The 20622-nt window shown below is 72.2% G+C and carries 21 protein-coding genes; 14 read left to right on the top strand and 7 right to left on the bottom strand.

The window, feature by feature from the left end; all coding sequences use genetic code 11:
• Window positions 1-126 precede the first annotated feature (126 nt).
• On the top strand, window positions 127-348 hold the full coding sequence (locus AC2YHJ_RS14625) for a YMGG-like glycine zipper-containing protein (RefSeq protein WP_487396810.1): 222 nt from the start codon (window positions 127-129) through the stop codon (window positions 346-348).
• A gap of 161 nt (window positions 349-509) precedes the next feature.
• On the opposite strand, the gene AC2YHJ_RS14620 is transcribed toward AC2YHJ_RS14625, so the two are convergent.
• Complete coding sequence (locus tag AC2YHJ_RS14620) at window positions 510-1157, bottom strand: PRC-barrel domain-containing protein (protein ID WP_487396809.1); 648 nt, start codon at window positions 1155-1157, stop codon at window positions 510-512.
• 156 nt (window positions 1158-1313) lie between these two features.
• Between AC2YHJ_RS14620 and AC2YHJ_RS14615 the strand changes: the two genes are divergently transcribed.
• Window positions 1314-1481, top strand: a complete 168-nt coding sequence (locus AC2YHJ_RS14615) for a hypothetical protein (protein ID WP_487396808.1) — start codon at window positions 1314-1316, stop codon at window positions 1479-1481.
• 121 nt (window positions 1482-1602) lie between these two features.
• Here the strand turns inward: AC2YHJ_RS14615 and AC2YHJ_RS14610 are convergent, their stop codons facing one another.
• Window positions 1603-2028, bottom strand: coding sequence for a phage holin family protein (locus tag AC2YHJ_RS14610; protein ID WP_487396807.1), 426 nt, complete (start codon window positions 2026-2028; stop codon window positions 1603-1605).
• Window positions 2029-2033: 5 nt separating this feature from the next.
• Complete coding sequence (locus AC2YHJ_RS14605; RefSeq protein ID WP_487396806.1) at window positions 2034-2312, bottom strand: hypothetical protein; 279 nt, start codon at window positions 2310-2312, stop codon at window positions 2034-2036.
• Window positions 2313-2431: 119 nt separating this feature from the next.
• Here AC2YHJ_RS14605 and AC2YHJ_RS14600 point away from each other — a divergent pair, with 119 nt between their 5' ends.
• From AC2YHJ_RS14600 to AC2YHJ_RS14585, 4 genes are all read left to right on the top strand, one after another.
• Window positions 2432-4180, top strand: coding sequence for an AI-2E family transporter (locus tag AC2YHJ_RS14600; RefSeq protein WP_487396805.1), 1749 nt, complete (start codon window positions 2432-2434; stop codon window positions 4178-4180).
• 72 nt (window positions 4181-4252) lie between these two features.
• Entirely contained in the window at window positions 4253-4861 is a 609-nt protein-coding gene (locus AC2YHJ_RS14595; protein ID WP_487396804.1) for a DUF938 domain-containing protein, read from the top strand.
• Window positions 4862-4878: 17 nt separating this feature from the next.
• Window positions 4879-6705 carry a hypothetical protein gene (locus AC2YHJ_RS14590; protein WP_487396803.1) on the top strand — a complete coding sequence of 609 codons (1827 nt, stop codon included), beginning with the start codon at window positions 4879-4881 and terminating at the stop codon, window positions 6703-6705.
• A 29-nt stretch (window positions 6706-6734) separates the two neighbouring features.
• On the top strand, window positions 6735-7715 hold the full coding sequence (locus AC2YHJ_RS14585; protein ID WP_487396802.1) for a glycosyltransferase family 2 protein: 981 nt from the start codon (window positions 6735-6737) through the stop codon (window positions 7713-7715).
• Window positions 7716-7719: 4 nt separating this feature from the next.
• Here the strand turns inward: AC2YHJ_RS14585 and AC2YHJ_RS14580 are convergent, their stop codons facing one another.
• A complete protein-coding gene (locus AC2YHJ_RS14580) occupies window positions 7720-8472 on the bottom strand; it encodes an IclR family transcriptional regulator (RefSeq protein ID WP_487396801.1) in 753 nt (250 codons plus the stop codon).
• An 82-nt stretch (window positions 8473-8554) separates the two neighbouring features.
• Between AC2YHJ_RS14580 and AC2YHJ_RS14575 the strand changes: the two genes are divergently transcribed.
• Genes AC2YHJ_RS14575 through xdhB form a run of 5 tightly spaced genes read left to right on the top strand, consistent with a single transcriptional unit; the run spans window position 8555 to window position 15435 of the window.
• Window positions 8555-9520, top strand: coding sequence for a hydroxymethylglutaryl-CoA lyase (locus tag AC2YHJ_RS14575; RefSeq protein ID WP_487396800.1), 966 nt, complete (start codon window positions 8555-8557; stop codon window positions 9518-9520).
• 52 nt (window positions 9521-9572) lie between these two features.
• Window positions 9573-10724 carry a CaiB/BaiF CoA transferase family protein gene (locus AC2YHJ_RS14570; RefSeq protein WP_487396799.1) on the top strand — a complete coding sequence of 384 codons (1152 nt, stop codon included), beginning with the start codon at window positions 9573-9575 and terminating at the stop codon, window positions 10722-10724.
• A 22-nt stretch (window positions 10725-10746) separates the two neighbouring features.
• Window positions 10747-11715 (top strand): Bug family tripartite tricarboxylate transporter substrate binding protein, encoded by a 969-nt coding sequence (locus AC2YHJ_RS14565; protein ID WP_487396798.1) that lies wholly within the window; start codon window positions 10747-10749, stop codon window positions 11713-11715.
• 31 nt (window positions 11716-11746) lie between these two features.
• On the top strand, window positions 11747-13162 hold the full coding sequence (locus AC2YHJ_RS14560) for a xanthine dehydrogenase small subunit (RefSeq protein ID WP_487396797.1): 1416 nt from the start codon (window positions 11747-11749) through the stop codon (window positions 13160-13162).
• A complete protein-coding gene (xdhB, locus tag AC2YHJ_RS14555) occupies window positions 13159-15435 on the top strand; it encodes a xanthine dehydrogenase molybdopterin binding subunit (protein WP_487396796.1) in 2277 nt (758 codons plus the stop codon). Before AC2YHJ_RS14560 ends, xdhB begins: the two co-directional genes overlap by 4 nt.
• A 219-nt stretch (window positions 15436-15654) precedes the next feature.
• Here xdhB and AC2YHJ_RS14550 read toward each other — a convergent pair whose 3' ends face one another.
• Window positions 15655-16374, bottom strand: coding sequence for a trypsin-like serine peptidase (locus AC2YHJ_RS14550; RefSeq protein ID WP_487396795.1), 720 nt, complete (start codon window positions 16372-16374; stop codon window positions 15655-15657).
• Between the two features lie 266 nt (window positions 16375-16640).
• Here AC2YHJ_RS14550 and AC2YHJ_RS14545 point away from each other — a divergent pair, with 266 nt between their 5' ends.
• Window positions 16641-17027 carry a hypothetical protein gene (locus AC2YHJ_RS14545; RefSeq protein ID WP_487396794.1) on the top strand — a complete coding sequence of 129 codons (387 nt, stop codon included), beginning with the start codon at window positions 16641-16643 and terminating at the stop codon, window positions 17025-17027.
• A 20-nt stretch (window positions 17028-17047) separates the two neighbouring features.
• On the opposite strand, the gene AC2YHJ_RS14540 is transcribed toward AC2YHJ_RS14545, so the two are convergent.
• A complete protein-coding gene (locus tag AC2YHJ_RS14540; RefSeq protein WP_487396793.1) occupies window positions 17048-18007 on the bottom strand; it encodes a DUF3473 domain-containing protein in 960 nt (319 codons plus the stop codon).
• 50 nt (window positions 18008-18057) lie between these two features.
• Between AC2YHJ_RS14540 and AC2YHJ_RS14535 the strand changes: the two genes are divergently transcribed.
• Entirely contained in the window at window positions 18058-18324 is a 267-nt protein-coding gene (locus tag AC2YHJ_RS14535; protein ID WP_487396792.1) for a phosphopantetheine-binding protein, read from the top strand.
• A gap of 5 nt (window positions 18325-18329) precedes the next feature.
• Window positions 18330-19634: an AMP-binding protein gene (locus tag AC2YHJ_RS14530; protein ID WP_487396791.1), complete on the top strand. Its 1305-nt coding sequence runs from the start codon at window positions 18330-18332 to the stop codon at window positions 19632-19634.
• Window positions 19635-19743: 109 nt separating this feature from the next.
• Here the strand turns inward: AC2YHJ_RS14530 and AC2YHJ_RS14525 are convergent, their stop codons facing one another.
• Window positions 19744-20508, bottom strand: coding sequence for a class II aldolase/adducin family protein (locus AC2YHJ_RS14525; protein WP_487396790.1), 765 nt, complete (start codon window positions 20506-20508; stop codon window positions 19744-19746).
• Window positions 20509-20622 lie beyond the last annotated feature (114 nt).

Below are 20622 nucleotides of genomic sequence, written 5' to 3'. Positions count from 1 at the left end.
GTGGCGGCGGGATGAAGCGGTTCGCAGGCCGCGACGCGGCCGGCCGGCGTGGAGATTCGCGCCCACCGGCGCAACGCCCGCTCGAATCCCACGTTGCATCCTCGCAGTGACCGGAGGAGTAGCACCATGATCCGCAAAATCCCCGCGCTCATCGCGCTCGCCGCCGGCCTCGGCCTGGCCGCCTGCGGCAATTCGCCGGGCGAGCGCGCCGTCACCGGCGGCCTGCTCGGGGCGGGCACGGGGGCGGCGATCGGCTCCTTCTCCGGCAATGCCGGGACCGGCGCACTGATCGGTGGGGCCGTTGGCGCGGTCGGCGGCGCGGCGACGGCGCCCGGGGTGCTGCGCTGATCGCAGGCGGATAGCCGACCGAACCAGGGCGGTGCGCAGGACGCGCACCGCCTTTTCTTCGTGCCCACGTCAAGAGGGCGACTGCCGCGCGTCAGGCCTCGATGCCCACGAAAACGCCGCCCGAAGGGTGGCCCTTCGGGCGGCGCATGTCGGTAGCGGCATCAGCCGCGCGCGGCGTAGCTCACCACCGGGCGGGCCTGCAGGCTTTCCTTCGTCGCGCCGGTGAGCATCCAGCGCGAATCGGCCTCCGCGAAGCGCAACTCGGACAGCGGCACCGCCACCAGCCGCGACCCGATGCCGAGGAAGCCGCCGACCGACACCACCGCGACCGGCGCGGTGCCGTCACGCTGGATGATCAGGTCCTCGACCTCGCCGATCGACTGACCTTGGTCGTTGTAGATGTTCGCGCCGATGATCTTGCTGGCGCGGTTGCTCGGCCGGACCTCCTGCGTCGAGGCCGGGCGCGCCGGCTGCGGCGTGGCCGAACCGGTCGCCGAGGTCACGGCCTGCCCGGCGCGTTCGACCGCGCGGCCGGCCGCGGTGCCGGGCGGGTTGTTGCCGGTGCCGTCGGGGCTGGTCGGCTGGCCGGTCGCACGATCCACCGCGCGGCCCACGGCCGTGGAGGGCGGGTTGCCCGGCTGGCCGTCCGGCACGGTGCGCTGCCCCGTGGCGCGGTCGATGGTGCGGCCCACCGCGTCCGAGGGCGGGTTCGCCGCCGTCCCGTCGCGCGCTTGCGACAGAGCGAGCGCCGGCGTCAGCGCGATCGCGGCGGCGAGCGCGGCGGGGAGCATGCTGTTGGTCTTCGTCATGGCGTCTTCTCCTGCGAAGTGAAGCCGGCGGGTTGCCGGGGTGCGGGGAGAACGCCACCCGGCGGGCATGGTTGACGCACGTTCCTGCGAGGGGCGTGCAACCGAACCCGCGCCCTGCCGTTTTCATGTCGGTGACCGAGGACATGGAGATCGGCGATGTTTCGAATCTTCACCCTGCCCGTGCCGGTGCGGACCACCCATGGGCGCTGCCTGGCACGCTTCGGCATCGAGCCGGAGCGCGCCGGTGATCCGTGGTGGGTGATCTATCGCGATTCCAGCGGGCGTTGGCTGACCGCGATGGTGGCGGATCCGGCGATGGCCTGACGGCCCTGGCCGCCCTGCGGCCGGGTGCGGGATGTGTTCCTGCGACACCTGTCGCGCATCGACCCACGGGCCGTGGCGCGCGCTGCTCAGCCGGGCTCGGCTGATCGCTGCGCGCCGCCCATTAGCGCCGCTTCAGCCAGGCCGACACCGCCTCGGCCGTCACCGCCCCGATCAATGGCGCCGATCCGCCGCGCATGGCCAGCGCCAGCGCGTCGCGCACGGGGTCGCGCGTTAGCACGGCCGACAACATGGTCTCGCGCAATGCGCGCGCCTCCTCCGCGACAGGATCCGCGCGACGGCGGGCCAGCAGCGCCAGCGTCCCGGCGATCGCCAGATCGACCGCCGCCACGATCGCCGCTGCGACCGGCATGCCGTAGTCGAGGCTGAGTTGCGCGACGGCGGCGACATGCGCCGTCGCCAGCGCCGCCGCACCGAACGTCGCCGCGGCGGCGATCCAGCCGGCCCGGCGCGCGGTGCCGCTCACCTCCCGTCGCAGGCGGATGCCTTCCGCCTGCGCCGCCACGCCGAGCATCTGGAGCAGATGCATGGCGGCTACCGCCGGATCAGCAGGCCGACAGCGAGGCCGGCGAGCGCGGCCGCCCCGACCGCGACGAAGGGCTGAGCGCGCACGGTGCCGGCGAAGTGGTCGGATTGACGCTTGACGGTGTCGGCCGCGCCGTGGGCCAGGGCCTCGGCGTGCTCGGCGACGGCAGACAGCGTGGGATTGACGCGCTCGGCCATCAGCGCTTCGACCTTCGCGCGCAGCGCGGCGATCTCGCTCTGGGCCGCGTCCTGCACGTCGTCGCTGATGCGGTTGCTGGCATTTGCCATGATGGATCTCCTTTCATCGTCCTTGGCGGCATAACGACCGCGCGGCGCCGGGGTTGCACGGCGATGAAACCCGCGAAGCCACGGGGCGTTCGCCATCCGTCGCAACGCGGGAACCGTCCATGCCATCCGAAACGCACGAACCGGCGCAGCCGCCGGGCACCGGCCCCGATCCGCTGTGGCTGATCGCCGCGCTGATGGTGCTGGCGGCCCTGCATCTCGGCCGCGACGTGTTCATCCCCATGGCGCTCGCGCTGCTGCTGTCGGTCGTGCTGATACCGCCGGCGCGCGCGCTGCAGCACATGGGCCTGCCACGGCCGTTGACGGTCACGCTGCTGTTGCTGCTCGCCCTGTCGGCGATCGGCGCGACGATGCTGCTGGTGGCGTCGCAGGTGCTCGCGCTCGCCGCCGACCTGCCGGGCTGGGAGACCAACCTGCGCGCCCGGCTGCGCACGCTGTCCGAGGGGTCTGGCGTGCTTGACCGCGCCGCCGGCACGCTGCGCCGCCTGGCCGAGGAACTCGGCGGCGGCACCAGCACCTTCGCGCCGCCCGCCACCGCCAGCGCGACCACGACCGGCGGCGGCACGCTCGAGACGCTTCTCAACATGGCGGCCTATGTGGCCGCCCCGGCGGCATCGCTTGCGGTGGCGCTGCTGCTGATGGCGTATCTGCTGATGCAGCGGGAGGATGTGCGCGACCGCTTCCTCCGCCTCGCCGGCATGCAGGACCTCCACCGCACGACCCGCGCCATGGCGGACGCGACCGAGCGTGTCGGGCGCTACCTGTTGATGCAGATGCTGCTCAATGCGGTGTTCGGCTTCGGCATGGGCCTCGGCCTCGCGCTGATCGGCGTGCCCAACGCGCCGCTGTGGGGCGTGCTCGCCTTCGTGCTGCGCTTCGTGCCCTTCCTGGGCGCCTGGATCGCGATGACGCTGCCGCTGGTGGTCGCCTTCGCGACCGGGCAGGGATGGGCCGAACCGCTGCTCGTGCTGCTGCTGTTCGCCGTCGTCGATGGCGTGGTGACGCATGTCCTCGAGCCGATGATCTATGGCCGCACCACCGGCATCTCACCACTCGCGCTGCTCGTGTCCTCGGCGGTGTGGACGGTGCTGTGGGGGCCGATCGGGCTGCTGCTGGCGCCGCCGATCACCGCCTGCCTCGCCATCCTCGGCCGTCACGTCCCGGCCTTCGGCTTCCTCGAGATCCTGCTCGGCGACGGGGAGGCGCTGCCGGTGCCGCTGCGCTTCTACCAGCGCTACCTCGCCGAGGATGCCGAGGGCGCGTTGCAGATCGCCGAGGAGCATGCCGAGGCCGAGGGCACCGCCGCGACGCTGCGCGACCTCGTTCTGCCGGCGATCGCGGCGCTCGCCGCCGACCGTGCCGCGGGGGCCCTGTCGGTGCCGGCGGCGGGACGCTTGGCGAGGGACCTGGCCGCGCTGGCGACGACGCTGGTCGCCGAGGTGGAGGTATCGCCGCAGGCCGCCGCCGTCCGCGCCGTTCCACTTGCCGGGCCGGCGGATCGCGCCCTGGCTGCGACGGCCGCCGCCGCGGCGCGGCTGCGCGGCTGGCGCGCGGCGACGGAGGGCGAGCCGGTCGCGGTGACGATCCTGTGCCTCGCGCAGCCGGTCTCCGCGCCACGGCTGCGGCGCGCACGGGCCGAGGCATCGCGTGATGCGGGCAGCGTGATCGGCTTCGCGCTTGAGGAGGCGGCGGCGGCGCAACTCGGGGCTTCCATAGCCCCGGTGCCTGTCGCGCGTGGGCTGGAGGCGGTGATGCAGCGGCTCGGCACGCCCCCCGCGGCACCACAGGCGGCGACGGCGGAGAGCGAGGACGAACGGCCGCTGGATCTCGGCGCCGCCGCGCCGGCGTGACGGTGGCCGCGGTGCGCCGCGGTCCTGCACGGTTCCGCTTGCCAGCCCGCCCGCATCGCGGGATGCCTAGCTATGATCAGCCCCGACCCGCGCCGCTTCGCGCCCTCCGCCGCACGCAACCGCGACCCGATCCTGGATGCCATGCGCCATCACCTGCCGGCCGCCGGCCTGGTGTTGGAAGTGGCGAGCGGCAGTGGCGAGCACGCCGTCCACTTCGCCGCCGCCCTGCCCGGGCTGACCTTCCAGCCGAGCGACCCGGAGGCCGCGGCGCGCGCCAGCATCGACGCCTGGGCCGCGCGCTCGGGCCTGCCCAACATCCGTCCGGCGCTCGCGATCGATGCCGCGGTGCCGGGTTGGCCGGTCACGACGGCCGATGTGGTGGTCTGCATCAACATGATCCACATCGCGCCCTGCGCGGCGGCCGAGGGCCTGATGCGCGGCGCCGTGGCCATCCTGCCGCCGGGTGGGCCGCTGATCCTCTATGGACCTTACCGGCGCGGCGGCGCGCATACCGCGCCGTCCAATGCGGCCTTCGACGCTGATCTGCGCGCGCGCAACCCGTCCTGGGGCGTGCGCGACATCGAGGCCGTCGCCGCATTCGCCGCCGCGCAGGGCTTCGGGCTGCCAGACGTCACAGAGATGCCGGCGAACAACCTGACTGTCGTGTTCCGGCGCCTGTGACGGTGGGGCGCGGCACCTTGCACGATGCCGCGGCGCTGCTGCGCGCGCGGTCGGGGCTTCCGGTGCTGGCGCTGCTGATGCTGGGCTGCGGGGTCGCCTCGGCGGCGCTGGGCGCGGACCGTGGCTGGGACGCGCAGAACTACCACGTCTATGCGCCCTGGCGGCTGTTCGTGCCGCGTCCGCTCGACGGGCTGGCGGCAGGCATGCAGGGCTTCCACAATCCGTTGCCCGACATTCCGTTCGCCCTGCTGCTGTGGCGGCTGAACGACTGGCCGCACGTCGTGGCCTTCCTGATGGGGCTGCCGGCTGGTGCCGTGCTCTGGGTGGTCTGGCGCTGCGCGCGGCATGTGCTGGCCGCCGCTCCGGCGGTCGAGCCGCTTGCAGTGCTCGCGACCATCGGCGCGGCGGGTGGCGCGGTGTTCCGCAGCCAGGTTGGCACCAGCTCGGGCGATGCCGTCACCGGCGGGCTGGTGCTGCTGGGTGTGCTCGCGCTGCTGCGCCCGGACGGCGGGCGACCGGCGCGCGCGGCGTTCCTCGCCGGGCTGGCCTGCGGGGCGGCGATCGGGCTGAAGCTGACCAATGCGCCCTACGCGCCGGCCATCGCGGCAATGATCGTCGCAACGCTGGGCTGGAAGCGCCGACTGCCGGTGGCGCTGGCGGCCTGCGCCCTGGGTGGGTTGGCCGGTATCCTGGCCACCGGCGGCTGGTGGGCGGCGCATCTGATGGCGCAGACGGGCAACCCGGTCTTCCCCTATTTCAACGAGGTGTTCGCCGCCGGGGAAGGCATTCCGCGGGCCGGGCGCGACCTGCAATTCATGCCCGCGACGTTGACCGAGGCGCTGATCCGCCCCTTCCTCTGGGCCGTATCCGACCTGCCGCGCGTGACCGAGGAACGCATGCGCGACCCGCGCGTCGCGGCGGGCCTGCTGGCCGCGATCGTGCTGCCCTTCCTGCGAGGCGCGCCGGCGCGCCCTGCGGCGCTGCCGGTCGCCGCCTTCGTCTTGGTCGCCTATGCGATCTGGCTGCCGCTGTTCTCGATCTACCGCTACGCCTTCGTCATCGAGGCGCTGGCTCCCGCCCTGCTGATCGCGGCGCTGACCGCGCTGCCGCTGCGCATCGCAGCCACGGGCGCGGCGGTTGCGGTGCTAGCGGCCTTCGCATTCACCAAGCCGGTGCCGGCGCTGCGCGCGCCAATGGCCGAGCGGTATCTCGTGGTCGACTGGCCCGCGCTGGCGCCCGGGGCGGCCGTGCTCGGCACCAGCAAGCCGACGGCCTTCCTGGCGGTTGGCTTGCCGCCGGATATCGGTTTGTGGAGCCTGACCGGCCTTGCCGAGGTCGGCGGCCCGCGCAACCGCGCCGCGTTTACGGCGCTGCTGGCGGGGCCGGCGCCGCTCTATGCCGTGGCGCCCGGGGATGGGCAGGGGCTTGGGCTGCTGGCGGATCATGGGTTGTCGCCGATCACCGAGGATTGCCGGCGCATCTGCACCAACTGGTCCCCGGCGGGCGTCGGGCCGCTGGTCTGCCCGCTGCGCCGCGAAGGCCGTGCCGAGATGCCGTCACCGCTGCGCCATGCCGGCGCGGCGCGCCACTTGTGCGAGGCCGCCGGTCCCGGCTTCCGCAGCGCCGGCCGGCGCGGGCTGCGGGTGGATGGCGAGGCACTGCTTGATTTCGGCGCCGACTGTCGGGTTGGGGAAGTCACCGCGCCGGGCTTGGCGCGCCTCGATGCCGTACCGCCGGCGCAGCCCCTGGAGGGGAGCCGCTTCCGTTTCACCCTGCCTGAGGATGGCGTGGTGCGCCTGCGCGGCGACGCGGTGCTGGCCGAAGCCGCCTGCATCAGGCAGTGATGCCTATGGGTTTCGGCGGGCGCATGGCAATGGCGGCAATCGACGGCAAGGCGAAGGGGGCAGGGGCGCGGCGACGCGTCGCGGTGCTGATCCCCTGCTTCAACGAGGACGTGGCGGTGCCCGGCGTGATCGCTGCCTTCCGCGCGGCGCTGCCGGACGCGACCGTCTATGTCTACGACAACAATTCGACCGACCGCACGCGGGAGGTCGCGGCGGCGGCCGGCGCCGTGGTGCGGACCGAGGCGTTGCAGGGCAAGGGCAATGTCGTCCGCCGCATGTTCGCCGACATCGAGGCCGAGGCCTATGTCCTGGTCGATGGCGACGACACCTACGACGCCGCCGCTGCGCCGGAGATGGTGCGCCTGCTGCTGGCGGACCGGCTGGACATGGTGACCGCCGTGCGCGTGACGGAAGAAGATGCCGGCCGCGCCTATCGTCCCGGCCATCGCTTCGGCAACCGTCTGCTGACAGGCATGGTGCGGCGCATCTTCGGCGACCGGATAACCGACATGCTGTCGGGCTACCGCGTCTTCTCGCGCCGCTTCGTGAAGTCGTTCCCGGCCCTCGCCTCAGGCTTCGAGACGGAGACGGAATTCACCGTCCATGCGCTGGAACTGCGCTTGCCGGTCGGCGAGGTCCGCACCCGCTACAAGGAGCGCCCGGTCGGGTCGGTCAGCAAGCTGAACACTTGGCGGGACGGCATCCGCATCCTGCGCACCATCCTGCTGCTGGTACAGCGGGAGAGGCCGCTCGCCTTCTTCGCCGGGACGGGGGCGGCGCTGATGGCGCTGGCGGTCATTCTCGCGGTGCCGCTGCTGGCGACCTATGTCGAGACCGGGCTGGTGCCGCGCTTCCCGACGGCCATGTTGGCGACGGGACTCGCGATCCTCGCCTCACTGTCCGCGGTCTGCGGGCTGATCCTGGATACGGTGTCGCGCGGGCGGCTGGAGACGCGGGTGCTGGCCTATCTCGCCATTCCGGCACCGCGGGGGGATGAGGACGAGGGCTGACGTCCTACGCCCCCAGCAACCGCGACAGCGCGCGCGCTTCGTCCACCACCGCCGGGGCGATCGCTTCCGCTTCCGCCGCGCCGAGGCGCAGCACCGGGCCGGAGATGCCAAGAGCGCCAAGCATCCGTCCCGCCCGGCCGAAGACGGGGGCGGCGACCGCCGCGATCTCGGGGTCGCGCTGGCCGATCGATATGGCGAACCCCGCCTTGCGCACCGCCTCGTGGATCGGCAGCGCGCCATCGGTGAAGGCCATCAGCACATGCCCGCTGGCGCCGCGGTCGAGCGGCATCGCCGCCCCTTCCTCGATATGCAGCCGGATCGGGCGCGGGGATGCCTCACGGAACAGGCAGATTCGGCGGTCGCCGTCGCGCACGTAGAAGCCGGCCGTCTCTCCGGTGCGTGCCACCAGCCGCGCGAGCGCCGGCCGGATCTGGTCGGCCAGGTCATAGGCGGCGCGATACAGCCCGCCGAGCCGGAACGGCGTCGGCCCCAGCCGGTAGCCGCCATCGGCGCTGCGCGCGAGATAGCCGAAACGGATCAGCGATCCCGCGAGGCGCAACGCCGTGCTTGGGTACAGGCCGGCGCGGGCGGCCAGTTCCGCCAGGGTCAGGGTCTTGGCGCCATCGGCGAAGGCTTCAAGCAGGGCGAGGGCACGTTCCACCGCCTCGACCCGCTGCTCGGCGGCGGGGGCTGCGATGCGGGCGGGGCGGCCGCGTCGGCGGGCGGGCACTTCCGGGTTGACATCGGGGCTGCTCATCAGGATTATTCTTTCCAACAGAATTCAATTCTGTGCAACAGAATTAATTGTGCCGGTAGCGAGCCGGCCAGAGGAGACGGCGATGAGCGACCTGCCGCGCAGCGTGCGGATTGCCGAGGAAGGTCCGCGCGAGGGCTTCCAGATTGCGACCACCCCAGTGCCAACCGCCGACAAGATCGCGTTGATCGACGCGCTGTCGGCGACCGGCGTCGCACGGTTGCAGGTCGCGTCCTTCGTCAGCCCCAAGCGCGTGCCTGGCTGGGCCGATGCCGATGCTGTGGTGGCGGGTTTCACGCCCCGGCCGGGCGTTGCCTACACCGCACTGTGGTTCAATCCGCAGGGCCTGCAGCGCGCGCTGGGCTTCAAGGACCGCCTGTCGATCAGCGGTTCCATCACCGTGGCCGCGTCCGAGGCCTTCTCGCTGCGCAACCTCAACCGCGACCGTGCCGGGCAGCTTGCCGCAATGCGCGAGAACATCGCCGAGCACCAGGCGGCCGGCGTGCCGGTCACACGTGCTTCCGTCCAGGCCGCCTTCGGCTGCAACTTCCAGGGCGAGGTGACGGTGGCCCAGGCCATCGCCGCGGTGGCCGACGTCATGACGCTCGCTGCCGAGACGGGTTGCGCGATCGAGCGCATCTCGCTCGCCGACACCATGGGCTGGGCCAACCCGCTGCATATCGAGCGCGTGGTTGGCGAGGTGCGGTCGCGCTGGCCGGATCAGGCGATCAGCCTGCACCTGCACGACACGCGCGGCCTCGGCATCGCCAATGCGCTGGCCGGGCTGCGCATGGGCGTCGCGGAATTCGACGCGGCGGTGGGCGGCGCGGGCGGCTGCCCCTTCGCGGGCCATCCCGGCGCGCCGGGGAACATCGCGACGGAGGAGCTCGTGCTGCTGTGCGAGGAGATGGGAATCAGCACTGGCATCGACGTCGATGCGCTGATCGCGGCGGGGCATCTCGCGGAACGCGTCCTTGGACGGACGCTGCCCTCGGCGCTGCTGCGTGGCGGGTCGCTGACGGCGTTCCGGGCGAAGGCACACGCGGCGTGATGGCCGCGCCGCCGCGCCCCTTCGTTTCGCGCCCATTGCAAGGACACCGCCCATGACCGCCCCGCTCCCCCTTGAAGGCATCCGCGTCGTCGAGTTCTCCCACATGGTCATGGGCCCGACCTGCGGTCTGGTGCTGGCCGATCTCGGCGCCGAGGTCATCAAGGTCGAACCGCCCGGCAAGGGCGACCGCACACGCTACCTCACATCCTCCGGCACCGGCTTCTTCCCCGCCTTCAGCCGCAACAAGAAGTCGGTGCAGCTCGATACCGAGAATGAGGACGACCTCGAGACGCTGAAGCGGCTGATCGACACCGCCGATGTGCTGCTGGAGAATTTCCGTCCCGGCGGGCTCGAGGCGAAGGGCCTTGGCTATGCCGCGCTGTCGGCGCGCAATTCGCGGCTGATCTATCTCTCGCTGAAGGGCTACCTGCCCGGCCCCTACGAGAATCGCACCGCGCTTGATGAGGTGGTGCAGATGCAGTCGGGCCTCGCCTACATGACCGGCCCGCCGGGGCGGCCGCTCCGCGCCGGGGCGCCGGTGAACGACATGATGGGCGGCATGTTCGGCGCCATCGCCGTGATGGGCGCGCTGCGCCAACGTGACGTGACGGGGCGCGGCCAGCACCTGCAATCGGGGCTGTTCGAGAACGCCGCCTTCCTGGTGTCCACCGCCATGCTGCAGCAGGCACTGACGGGGCAGGAGCCGACGCCGATGCCCGCCGGCCGCCGCGCCTGGGGCGTCTACGACGTGTTCGACACGAAGGATGGCGAGCAGATCTTCATCGGCGTCGTCACCGAACGGCAGTGGGAGATCTTCCTGCGCGAGCTGAACGAACCGGTGCTCGACAACCCCGACTACGGATCGAACACGGAACGCGCGAAACGCCGCGAGACGCTGATCCCGCTGGTGCAGTCCCTGCTGGTCAAGCACGACGTCGCGACGCTGGAGGCGATGTGCGAGCGCGCCGGCTTGCCCTTCTCGCGCATCGCGAAGCCCTGGGACCTGTTCGAGGATCCGCATCTGAAGGCGAGTGGCGGGTTGCTGCCGGTCACGCTGCCGGACGGCCGCCCAGCCACGGTGCCGGCGCTGCCGATCCGCTTCGGCGCGGATCGCCTGACGGTCCGCCTCGACCTGCCGAAGGTCGGCGAGCACGACGCCGAAATCCTGGGCCCGCTCCGCGCGCGCCCCAATGCTGCCGACTGAGACCTGCCGGAGGAAACACGAAATGCTTCGACGTAACCTGATGGCGGCCGCCGCGCTGGCCGCGCTGCCACGCACCGCGCGCGCGCAAGCCCCTTGGCCGGACCGCCCGATCCGCCTGATCGTCCCCTTCCCGCCGGCCGGCGGGACGGATGTGATCTCGCGGGAGATCGGCGCGCGCATCGCTGCCACCGCGGGCTGGAACATCGTCATCGACAACCGGCCCGGCGCGGGTGGCAATATCGGCCTCGACGCTGTCGCGAAGGCCGCACCCGATGGCTACACTATCGGCATGGGGCAGGCATCGAACCTCGCGATCAATCCCGCGCTCTACCCGCGCATGCCGTTCGATTCGTTGACCGATTTCGCGCTGATCTCGATCGTGGCGAGCCAGCCCAACATCCTGGTGGTCGCGCGCAACTCGCCGCTGCGTTCGCTGGCCGATCTGGTCGCCGCGGCGCGCGCGCGGCCGGGAGCGATGACGGCGGGCAATGCCGGCAACGGCACGACGGGGCACCTGGCCGGTGCGCTGTTCGCTCGCGCGGCGGGAATCGAGTTCGTCCATGTCCCCTACCGCGGCGCGGCACCGGTGATCACCGACCTGCTGGCCGGGCGCGTCGACATCTTCTTCGCCAATCCGCTGGCGGTGAAGGGCGTGCTGGAATCGGGCGATGTGCGCGCGCTCGCCGTCACCTCCCCGGGCCGTGCGCAGGCCTTCCCGGCCGTGCCGACGGTCGCCGAGCTCGGCTTCCCGGGCTTCGAGGCGATGAACTGGACCGGCCTCGTCGCCCCCGCGCGCACGCCCGAGCCGGTCATCGCCCGCCTGTCGGAGGAAACGCGCAAGGCGCTGGGCCAGGCCGAGACCGTCGCGCGGCTGGCCACCGAGGGCAGCGAGGCGGTCGGGTCCACACCAGCCCAGTTCCGCGACTTCCTGCGCGCGGAACACGCGAAATGGGGCCAGGTGGTGCGCGAGGCGCGCATCCAACTCGACTGACGTGCGGCGCGGGCCTTGCTAGGCTCGCCCCATGACAGCGCCCATCCGCTTCACGCTGAACGGGCAGGAGGTGACGCTTCCGGCGGACACCTCCCCCACCATGACGCTGCTGGACTGGCTGCGCGGCCCGGCGCGGCTGCACGGCACCAAGGAAGGCTGCGCGGAAGGCGATTGCGGTGCCTGCACCATCGTCCTCGAACACGCGGACGGCACGCGCGCACCGGTCAATGCCTGCCTGATGCTGCTCGGCCAGGCCGCCGGCCATGTCATCCGGACCGTCGAGGGCCTGCGCGGCGAGGATGGCAGCCCGCATCCGGTCCAACAGGCGCTTGCCGCGCATGACGGCACGCAATGCGGCTTCTGCACGCCGGGTATCGTCATGTCGGCCTGGGCCTGGTCACGCGAGGGCGGCGATCCGCATGAGGCGCTGGCAGGCAATCTTTGCCGCTGCACGGGATACCGCCCGATCCTGGATGCCATGACGACGATGGCCGATGACGGGGCTCCGCCACCCTTCGCGCATGACCCGCCGGAGGAGATCGCCATCGGCGACCAGCGCTTCTTCCTGCCGCAAACGGTCGATGCCGCTGTGGCGCTGCGCGCCGCTCATCCTGAGGCCTGGTTGCTGGCCGGCGGCACCGATCTTGGCCTGCGGGTGTCGGAGCATCGCGAGCAGCCGGCGACCGTCATCTGCCTGCTGAACATCCCGCGCCTGCGCCGCCTGGAAGTCACCGAGGGCGGAATCGAGGCCGGCGCCGCGGCACCCTATGCGCGGCTGCTCGATGCCTGCACGGAGGATGCAGACTTCGCGCCACTCGCTGGCCTGCTGCGGCGGCTCGGTTCACGGCAGATCCGCGCGATGGGCACGCTGGGCGGCAATCTCGGCACGGCGAGCCCGATCGGCGATGCGCTGCCGCCGCTGATCGCGCTCGGCGCGCGGGTGCTGCTCGCCTCGCCGCGCGGCCAGCGCGACATGCTCGTTGAGGATTTCATCACCGGCTACCGCACCAATGCGCTGGCGGCGGACGAGATCATCGCGCGCATCGACATTCCGCGCCCCGCGCGAGGATCGCTGTTTGCTTGCGAGAAACTGTCCAAGCGCCATGACCAGGACATCGCGACCGTTGGGTTGTCCGCGCTGCTGACGCTGCGCGAGGGCATCGTGGCGGAAGCGCGCATCGCCCATGGCGGCTGCGGGCCGCGCGCGGCGCGCGCACCGGCTGCGGAGACGGCGCTGGTCGGCGCGCGCTTCGATGCCGCCACAGCCGATCGCGGAGCGCAGGCGCTGGAAGCGGAAATCGCGCCGCTGTCGGACCTGCGCGGCAGCGCGGAGTACCGCCGCATTGTCGCGGGAAACCTGTTGCGGCGGATGGCGCTGCGCACGCCGGACATGGCCGGCGAGGTCATGGCCATCCCGGCCCCGCACGCACCCGGATTCGTCGCATGAGCGTCGGCGCGGTGGTCCCTCACGACAGCGCACTCGGGCACGCCACTGGCGCAGCGCGCTTCGCCGACGACCTGCCCGAACCGCCGGGGCTGCTGCATGGCGCGTTGGTGCTCGCGTCGGTCGCACACGGCGTGCTGGATGGGCTGGAGGTGCCGCCGCTGCCCGGCGTGGTGCGTGTTCTGACCGTCGCCGATATTCCTGGCCCGAATGACGTGTCGCCATCCGGGCGCGGCGGGGAGCCGCTGTTTGCCGACCGCACGATCCGCCATCACGGCCAGCCCATCGCGCTGGTGCTGGCGGAGGATCGCGACATCGCGCTGCGCGCCGCCGCCGCGATCAGGCCCGCCATCACGTCGCTGCCAGCGCTGCTGACCCCCGAGGAGGCACTCGCCCGCGCCGACTACCTCATGCCGCCGCAGGTCATCCGGCGTGGTGATGCCGCGACCGCGCTCGCCGCCGCGCCGATGCGCGCCGAAGGCCGCTTCGGCGCCGGCGGGCAGGAGCATTTCTACCTTGAATCCCAGGTCGCGATCGCCGTGCTGGGGGAGGATGGGGAGATCGCCGTCACCTCCTCGACCCAGCATCCGACCGAGGTGCAGCACATCGTCAGCCGGATCCTCGGCTGCGATTACAATCGCGTGCCGGTCACCTGCCGGCGCATGGGCGGCGGCTTCGGCGGAAAGGAGAGCAATGCCTCCTGGGTCGCGGCAGCGGCGGCCCTTGGCGCGCGGGTCACTGGCCGGCCGGTGAAGCTGCGCCTGCCGCGCAAGACGGATATGGCCGCGACGGGCAAGCGTCATCCCTTCCTCTATCGCTGGAGGGCGGGCTTCGATGCGACCGGGCGCATACTGGCACTGGAGGCGACGCTCGCTGCCGATGGCGGGCACAGCCTGGATCTCACGCCCGGGGTGGTGTTCCGCGCCATCACCCATGCGCTGAACTGCTACGACGTGCCGGATGTGACGCTGACAGCGCTCGCGCTGCGGACCGACACCGTGTCCCACACGGCCTTCCGCGGCTTCGGCGGCCCGCAGGGCGTGCTGCTGATGGAGGATGTGATCCGCGGCGTCGCGCAGGCCACGGGCCTCATGCCCGAAGCCGTGCGCGAGCGCAATTTCGCGGGCGCGCCCAACGATACGCGCACGCCCTATGGCCAGGTGCTGGAAGGCGACCTGATCCGCCGCGTCTGGGCGGAATGCCGCGCCGATGCGCACTGGGACGAACGCCGCGCGGAGATTGCCGCCTTCAACGCGACGCACCCCTTCCTGCGGCGCGGGCTCGGCAGCTTCGTTCTCGCCTTCGGCATCTCCTTCGGCGTCCGTCACCTGAACCAGGCAGGCGCGCTGGTGCATGTCTATGCCGATGGCTCCATCCGCCTGAACCATGGCGGGACGGAGATGGGGCAGGGGCTCAACATCAAGATCGCGCAGGTGGTGGCCGAGACTTTCGGCGTTCCGCTCGAACGCGTGCGCATCACCGCGACCAGCACGGCGGAGGTGCCGAACACCGCGCCCACCGCCGCCAGCACGGGCAGCGACATGAATGGCTGGGCGGCGCATCTCGCCGCCGCGACGATCCGCGCCCGCATGGCCGAGGTCGCCGCTGCTCTGTGGGAGGTCCCTGCCGAGACCATCACCTTCGCCGAAGGCCGCGCCTTCGTCGCGCGTCCCGGCGACAACCGCGCCATGTCCTTCGGGGAGCTCGCGCATCACTGCTGGATGGAGCGCGTCTCGCTCTCCGCCACCGGCTTCTACCGGACACCGGACATCCACTGGGATCCGGTGGCGATGAAGGGGGAGCCGTTCTTCTACTTCTCCTACGGCGCCTCGGTGGCCGAGGTCGTCGTGGACACGCTGACCGGCGAGCACCGCGTGCTGCGCGCCGACCTCGTCCAGGATTGCGGCCGCTCCCTGAACCCCGCCATCGATCGCGGCCAGATCGAGGGCGCCTTCGTCCAGGGCCTCGGCTGGCTGACCTGTGAGGAACTGTTCTGGGACGAACAAGGTCGGCAGCGAACGCTTGGGCCGTCCACTTACAAGATCCCGGGATCGCGCGACGTGCCGCCGGCCTTCAACGTGCGGCTGCTGGCGGACGCGCCGGCGCGGTCGGACACGATCTTCCGGTCGAAGGCGGTGGGCGAACCGCCGCTGATGCTGGCGACCGCCGTGTGGAACGCGCTGCGCGACGCGACGGGCGCGGCGCAGCTGGACCTTCCCGCGACGCCGGAGCGCATCCTGCGTGCGATACGATCGGCCACTATGCGCGAAGAATAACCGCCGCCGCGCTCGGAGCCATAGGTGCAGGGCGTCAACGGGCAACCGTCGCACGTCACGGCGCACGCCGCGATCCGGGAGCGCTAAGCGCGACCGCGCCCCGACCACCCGTCGCGCCCGGCGCGCCAGTGCATGGCGCGTAAGCCAAGCGCCCGGACGGGCGCGCCGGCGCTTGAGGTCCAACAAAATTCCAACGACCCATTGCATGGGCCGTTGGAATCAAGGCGCGGGGATCGTGAAAGCCGGCACGGCAACGCCGAGCGGTTGCCCGAGTGCCGCCTTCACCTGCACACCCGCCACCGCGTAGCCGCCGCTCACGGGCACCAGGATCGGCGCGCCGCTGCTGCCGACCGTGCCGGCGCAGTTGTGCCCGACCAGGATGCCCTGCGGGCCGAAGGTGCTGACGGTGACGACGCGGCAAGCGCGGTCGGCCAGCAGCACGTCCGGGCGATCGTACTGCCACGCCGCGAGCGTCGCCGGCGTGCCCTGCTGCGGTGGTTCCCGCAGCATCGGCAGCGCGTGGCCGCCACCCGGCTGTCCTGCCAGCGTCACCAGCGCCCAGTCGGCGCGCCAGGGTTCCTCTCGCGACGGATCGAAGCCGGGGCCGCTGCGCAGGGAGGCGGCGCGCACCGTGCGCCCGCCGAGGCGGACGCTGATCTCGGTTGGCGGCACCAGTCGCGTCGCATCGCTTGAAACCAGGCAATGCGCGGCCGTCAGCACCACGCGCGGCGCCACCATTGCCCCGGTGCAGCGCCCGCCGGCCGTGGTTTCAATCAGCGCGATGGCGTCGAAGGGGGCCTGCACGGGGGAAACCGGCAGGCGCGTATCGACCGGGCCGAGGCCCGGCACCTCTGCCACGCCCGGCAGCGCAAGCAGCAGCGCGGCAAGCATCAGCGCCGGCGCGATGGCGCCGCTCCGCACAGGGGCTTTGCCTGTCATCACGTCGTCGGCGTTTGCGGCGGCGGGTGGCAGGATCGTGGTGGCTGGGGCGCCGGGGGCGTGCTTGGCGGCGCCGGCACCTGGGTCTGGTGCTGAGCCCGGGCCGCGCCACCCGGCAGGGCCGCCGGCAGCAGGCCGAACACGAGCGCGCAGACAGGCAGGGCGATGGTCCGCATGCGCGGAGGCTAGAGCCTTTGGGGGGGTGAAGGGAACAGCGTTGCGCGCCCATCTGGCCTGGCCGGCGGGGCCGGGCCATCCTCGGCGCCATGTTTCGCGCCGTCTTCCTCCTCGGCCTGTTGGCCGCAATTGGTGCCGCGATCGCCTGGCTGGCCGCCGCCCCGCCGCCGCGCGGTTCCGCCGGGCCCGCCCACGCCGGGGCGCCGCGTCAGCCGGCCTCGGTCACCTCGCCGGCCGGCGGCCAGGCGGGGCTGTCCACCCCGTTCGGTGACGCCCTGTTCCGCTGGCGCTGCACCACCGGGCTTCAGGAGGCGCTGGGCAACCGCCCGGACTGGCCGCTGGAGCGCGTCGCCGGCCTTTGCCTCTGCGCCGCCAACCGGCTGCGGGAGGACGGGCCGCGCGACATCATCGTCGGCGCTGGCGACGTCGCCGTGGCGCTGGAGGCCGCCGAAGCGCGGCTGTGCCGGCGGCGATAGACCAAAGGATTTCGCAGCCGTTACGCTGGCGGCGGCCAGACCGGCGCGTGCGCCCCGATCTCGGCGAGCCGTGCCGCGAAGGGCACCGACCGGCGCCCCCGCAGCAGCCCCTGCAGTCGCGGCAGCGTGGACCGGCGGTTCAGCCACAGCATCAGGCTGCCCAATGCCCCGGCATCGGGCCGGCGCACCAGGCGCTCCCCCGTGTCGAGGTCATAGGGGTGGCAGTAGGACCACAACGCGCCGCCCTCCGCCTTCGCCGCCCAGTCCCGTGACAGCGCGCGCAGGCGCCAGGGCGGCAGCCAGCGCAGATACATGCCTCCGAGGAAGGGCAGCGCCAGTGGCCCGATCCGCCCGAGTGGCACCGGCAGCTCCAGCAGGCCGTCGGCCCAGCGGAACGGCCGGGATGGCGCGCCCGGCCAGCCCGCCAGCGGGTTGCGCGCCGGCAGCAGTGAGGAGGAATAGGCGAAGCCGAGTTCCGCCAGGATCGCCGGCGCCCAGCGGGCGGCGGGGGTCAGGGAGAAGTACGGCGCCCGGTAGCCGAGCGGCGCCATCCCCGAAACCTCCGCGAGCCGCGCCCGCGCCGCTGCCATGCCGGCGCGGAAGGCCACCGGCCCCTCGGCGGCGAGGTGGCGATGGGCATGGCCGTGGGACGCAGCCTCATGCCCGCGCCGGACGATGTCGCGCACGAGGGCCGGGTCGGCGCGCACCACCTCATCCAGCACGAAGAAGGTTCCGAGGGAGTCCGTGGCCTCCAGCAAATCCAGCAGGCGCCGGGTCGATGCGGCCGCGCCAGCCCCGCCCGGGTGCGATTCGACGTCCACGGTGAAGGTGAACAGGGCCGGCAGCGGCGCGAAGCCCAGGGCGGCCCTGTCCGCCGCCCTTGTTCGGCCGCTTTCACGTTGATAGGTATGGGTTCCGGGACAGGGCTGCATGGCGATGGAGGTCGCTGGTGCGCCCTTCCCCGTCAAGGCCATCGGCATGGCCGGCGGCACACCCCGGGTGGCACCATGACGCGCGGCGGAGGCTGAACTTGACGACAACCCTCTCCTTGGAAGCGGAGGTCGCGCGCCTGATCGTCGAGGCACTGCACCTCGAGGTCGCGGCGGAGGAGATCGACCCGGAAGCCCCGCTGTTCGGGGAGGGTCTGGGGCTCGATTCCATCGATGCGCTCGAGATCGCGCTCGCCGTGTCGCGCCGCTACGGCTTCCAGCTTCGTTCCGATGACGAGCGGAACCATCGCATCTTCGCCTCGCTTCGCGCGCTGTCGGCGCATATCGAGAAGAACCGGACGGGCTGACCGCCATGGCCACCCTGCCGCTGACCGCGCGCGGACCGCAGGAGGTGATCTTCCATCGCGGCACGGCGCCGGTGACGACCGCCCGCTTCCTGGCCGAGGTGGCCACACTGGCCGCGCGACTGCCGGCCGAGGGGCCGGTGCTGAATTTCTGTACCGACCGCTACCTCGCGCTGGTGGCCTTCGCTGCGGCGCTGTCGCGCGGGCAGGTGACGTTGCTGTCGGCCGACCGCTCGGCGCAGCGCCTGGCCGATATCGCGGGCGGCCACGGCGCACGCTACGCGCTGTCCGACACCGATGCCGTGCTGCCCGTGCCCGTGCTGCGGCCGGATGCGCCGCCGGGTGACGCCGCGCCGAACCCGCAGATCCCGGCCGAGGCCGTGGCAGCGATCGGCTTCACATCCGGCAGCATGGGGGAGCCACAGTCGCACGCCAAGCCCTGGGGCTCGCTGGTGTCGGGCGCGCGGGCGGCCGCTGAGCGCTTCGGCGTCACGGGCGGGACCAGCGTCCTCGGCACCGTTCCGGCGCAGCACATGTACGGCTTCGAGACGACCCTGATGATGCCGCTGCATGGCGGCGGCGCGGGGCATGCCGGGACGGTCTTCTATCCCTCCGACATCGCCGAGGCGCTGGCCGCGCTGCCGGCGCCGCGGCTGCTGGTGACGACGCCGCTGCAGATGCGCGCCCTGCTCGGCAGCAAGGTTACGCTGCCGGCGCTGGCCGGCGTGATCTCCGCCACCGCGCCGCTGGCTGCGGAGATGGCTGCCGAGGCCGAGGCAGCCTGGGGCGCCCCGGTGCGAGAGATCTACGGCGCCACCGAGGCCGGTTCCATCGCGTCGCGCCGCACCCTGGATGGGGAGGCGTGGGAGCCCTATCCGGGCATGCGCTTCGACATCGACGCGGATGGCGCGCGCGTCACCGTGCCGGGCCTGCCCGCGCCGGTGCCGCTGTCGGACCGGCTGGAATGGGTGGGCGAGGGCCGCTTCCGGCTGGAAGGGCGGCTCGCGGACATGGTGAAGCTCGCGGGCAAGCGTGCCTCGCTGGCGGGGCTGACGCGCATCCTGACGGCAATCGACGGCGTGGAGGATGGCGTCTTCGTCGCGCCGGACGACCTGGATGTGAACCCCCGCGCGCGCCTAGCGGCTGCGGTGGTGGCGCCAGGGCTGAGCGCGAAGCACGTGGTCGCCGCGCTGCGCAAGACCGTGGAGCCCGCGTTCCTGCCGCGACCGGTGGTGATGTTGCCGGCGCTGCCGCGCGACGCCGTGGGAAAGGTGAGCCGGGCGGCGATCGCGTCGCTGGCGTGGAAGCGATGAGAAGGCCGGAGGGGCGCCGCCCCTCCGGAGCACCCCGCCAAATGGCAGTGCCATTTGGAATGCCGATTTCTGGCGCCGGGCAGGCGGGTCGCGCAGCGGATGCCGCGCGTCAGGTCGCGTAGTCGGGTTCCTCGCGGTCGAGGACGCGGCGCCAGGCATCCAGATGCAGGCGGGCGTCGAGCTTCTCCCCCCATGCCCCTGTGTGGTGGCGGCGCAGCCCATCCGGCAGCTTGTGCAGTGGCATGCCGGTCTGCATGGCCGTCATCTGGTACATGGTCGTGCGTTCAGCCATGTAGGTCTCGTCGAAGGCATCGTGGACCGTGGGGCCGACCACCGTCACGCCATGGCCGCGCATCACCATGATGGTCTTGTCGCCCATCAGCCGCGCGATGCGGTCGCCCTCCTCATTGCTGTGCACGGGCTGGTCGCCTTCGCCGTCATAGACGGTACGGTCGTTCAGCAGCAGCGAGTTGTGGTGGGAGAGCGAGAACTCCGCGCCCTCGATCATCGACAGCGCGGTCAGCCAGCGCGGATGGACATGCACCACGCAGGTCGCCTTGGGGTTCGCGAGGTGGATGCGGCAATGGATGTGGAAGGCGACCTTGCGCAGTTCCCCCTTGCCGCGCAGCACCTTGCCGTCGAGGTCGCAGACGATCAGGTCGGAAGCGCGCAGCTCCTGGAACAGGTAGCCGCGCGGGTTGATCAGGAATAGCGGCTGCTCGCTGTCCGGCAGCATCAGCGAATTGTGGTTGCCGATATGCTCGTTCCAGCCGAGCCGCGCGCCGATGCGGAACACCGCCGCCATGTCGCAGCGCAGCGCCCATTCGCGTTCCTCCGCGCGGCTGTCGGAAAGGGAGTGGACCACATGCGCCATGGAGACCTCCTGCCGGAACGCCGCAAGGCTCGCACGATCCGCGCGAAGGCACCATCCGTGGATTGACGTGTCAGGGGGCGCGGCGGACGCTTTCGCGCAGCACGCCGAGGAGCA

It is taken from the genome of Roseomonas sp. SRI_022, from assembly GCF_057586215.1.
This window is presented reverse-complemented; position numbering and strand designations above follow the sequence as displayed.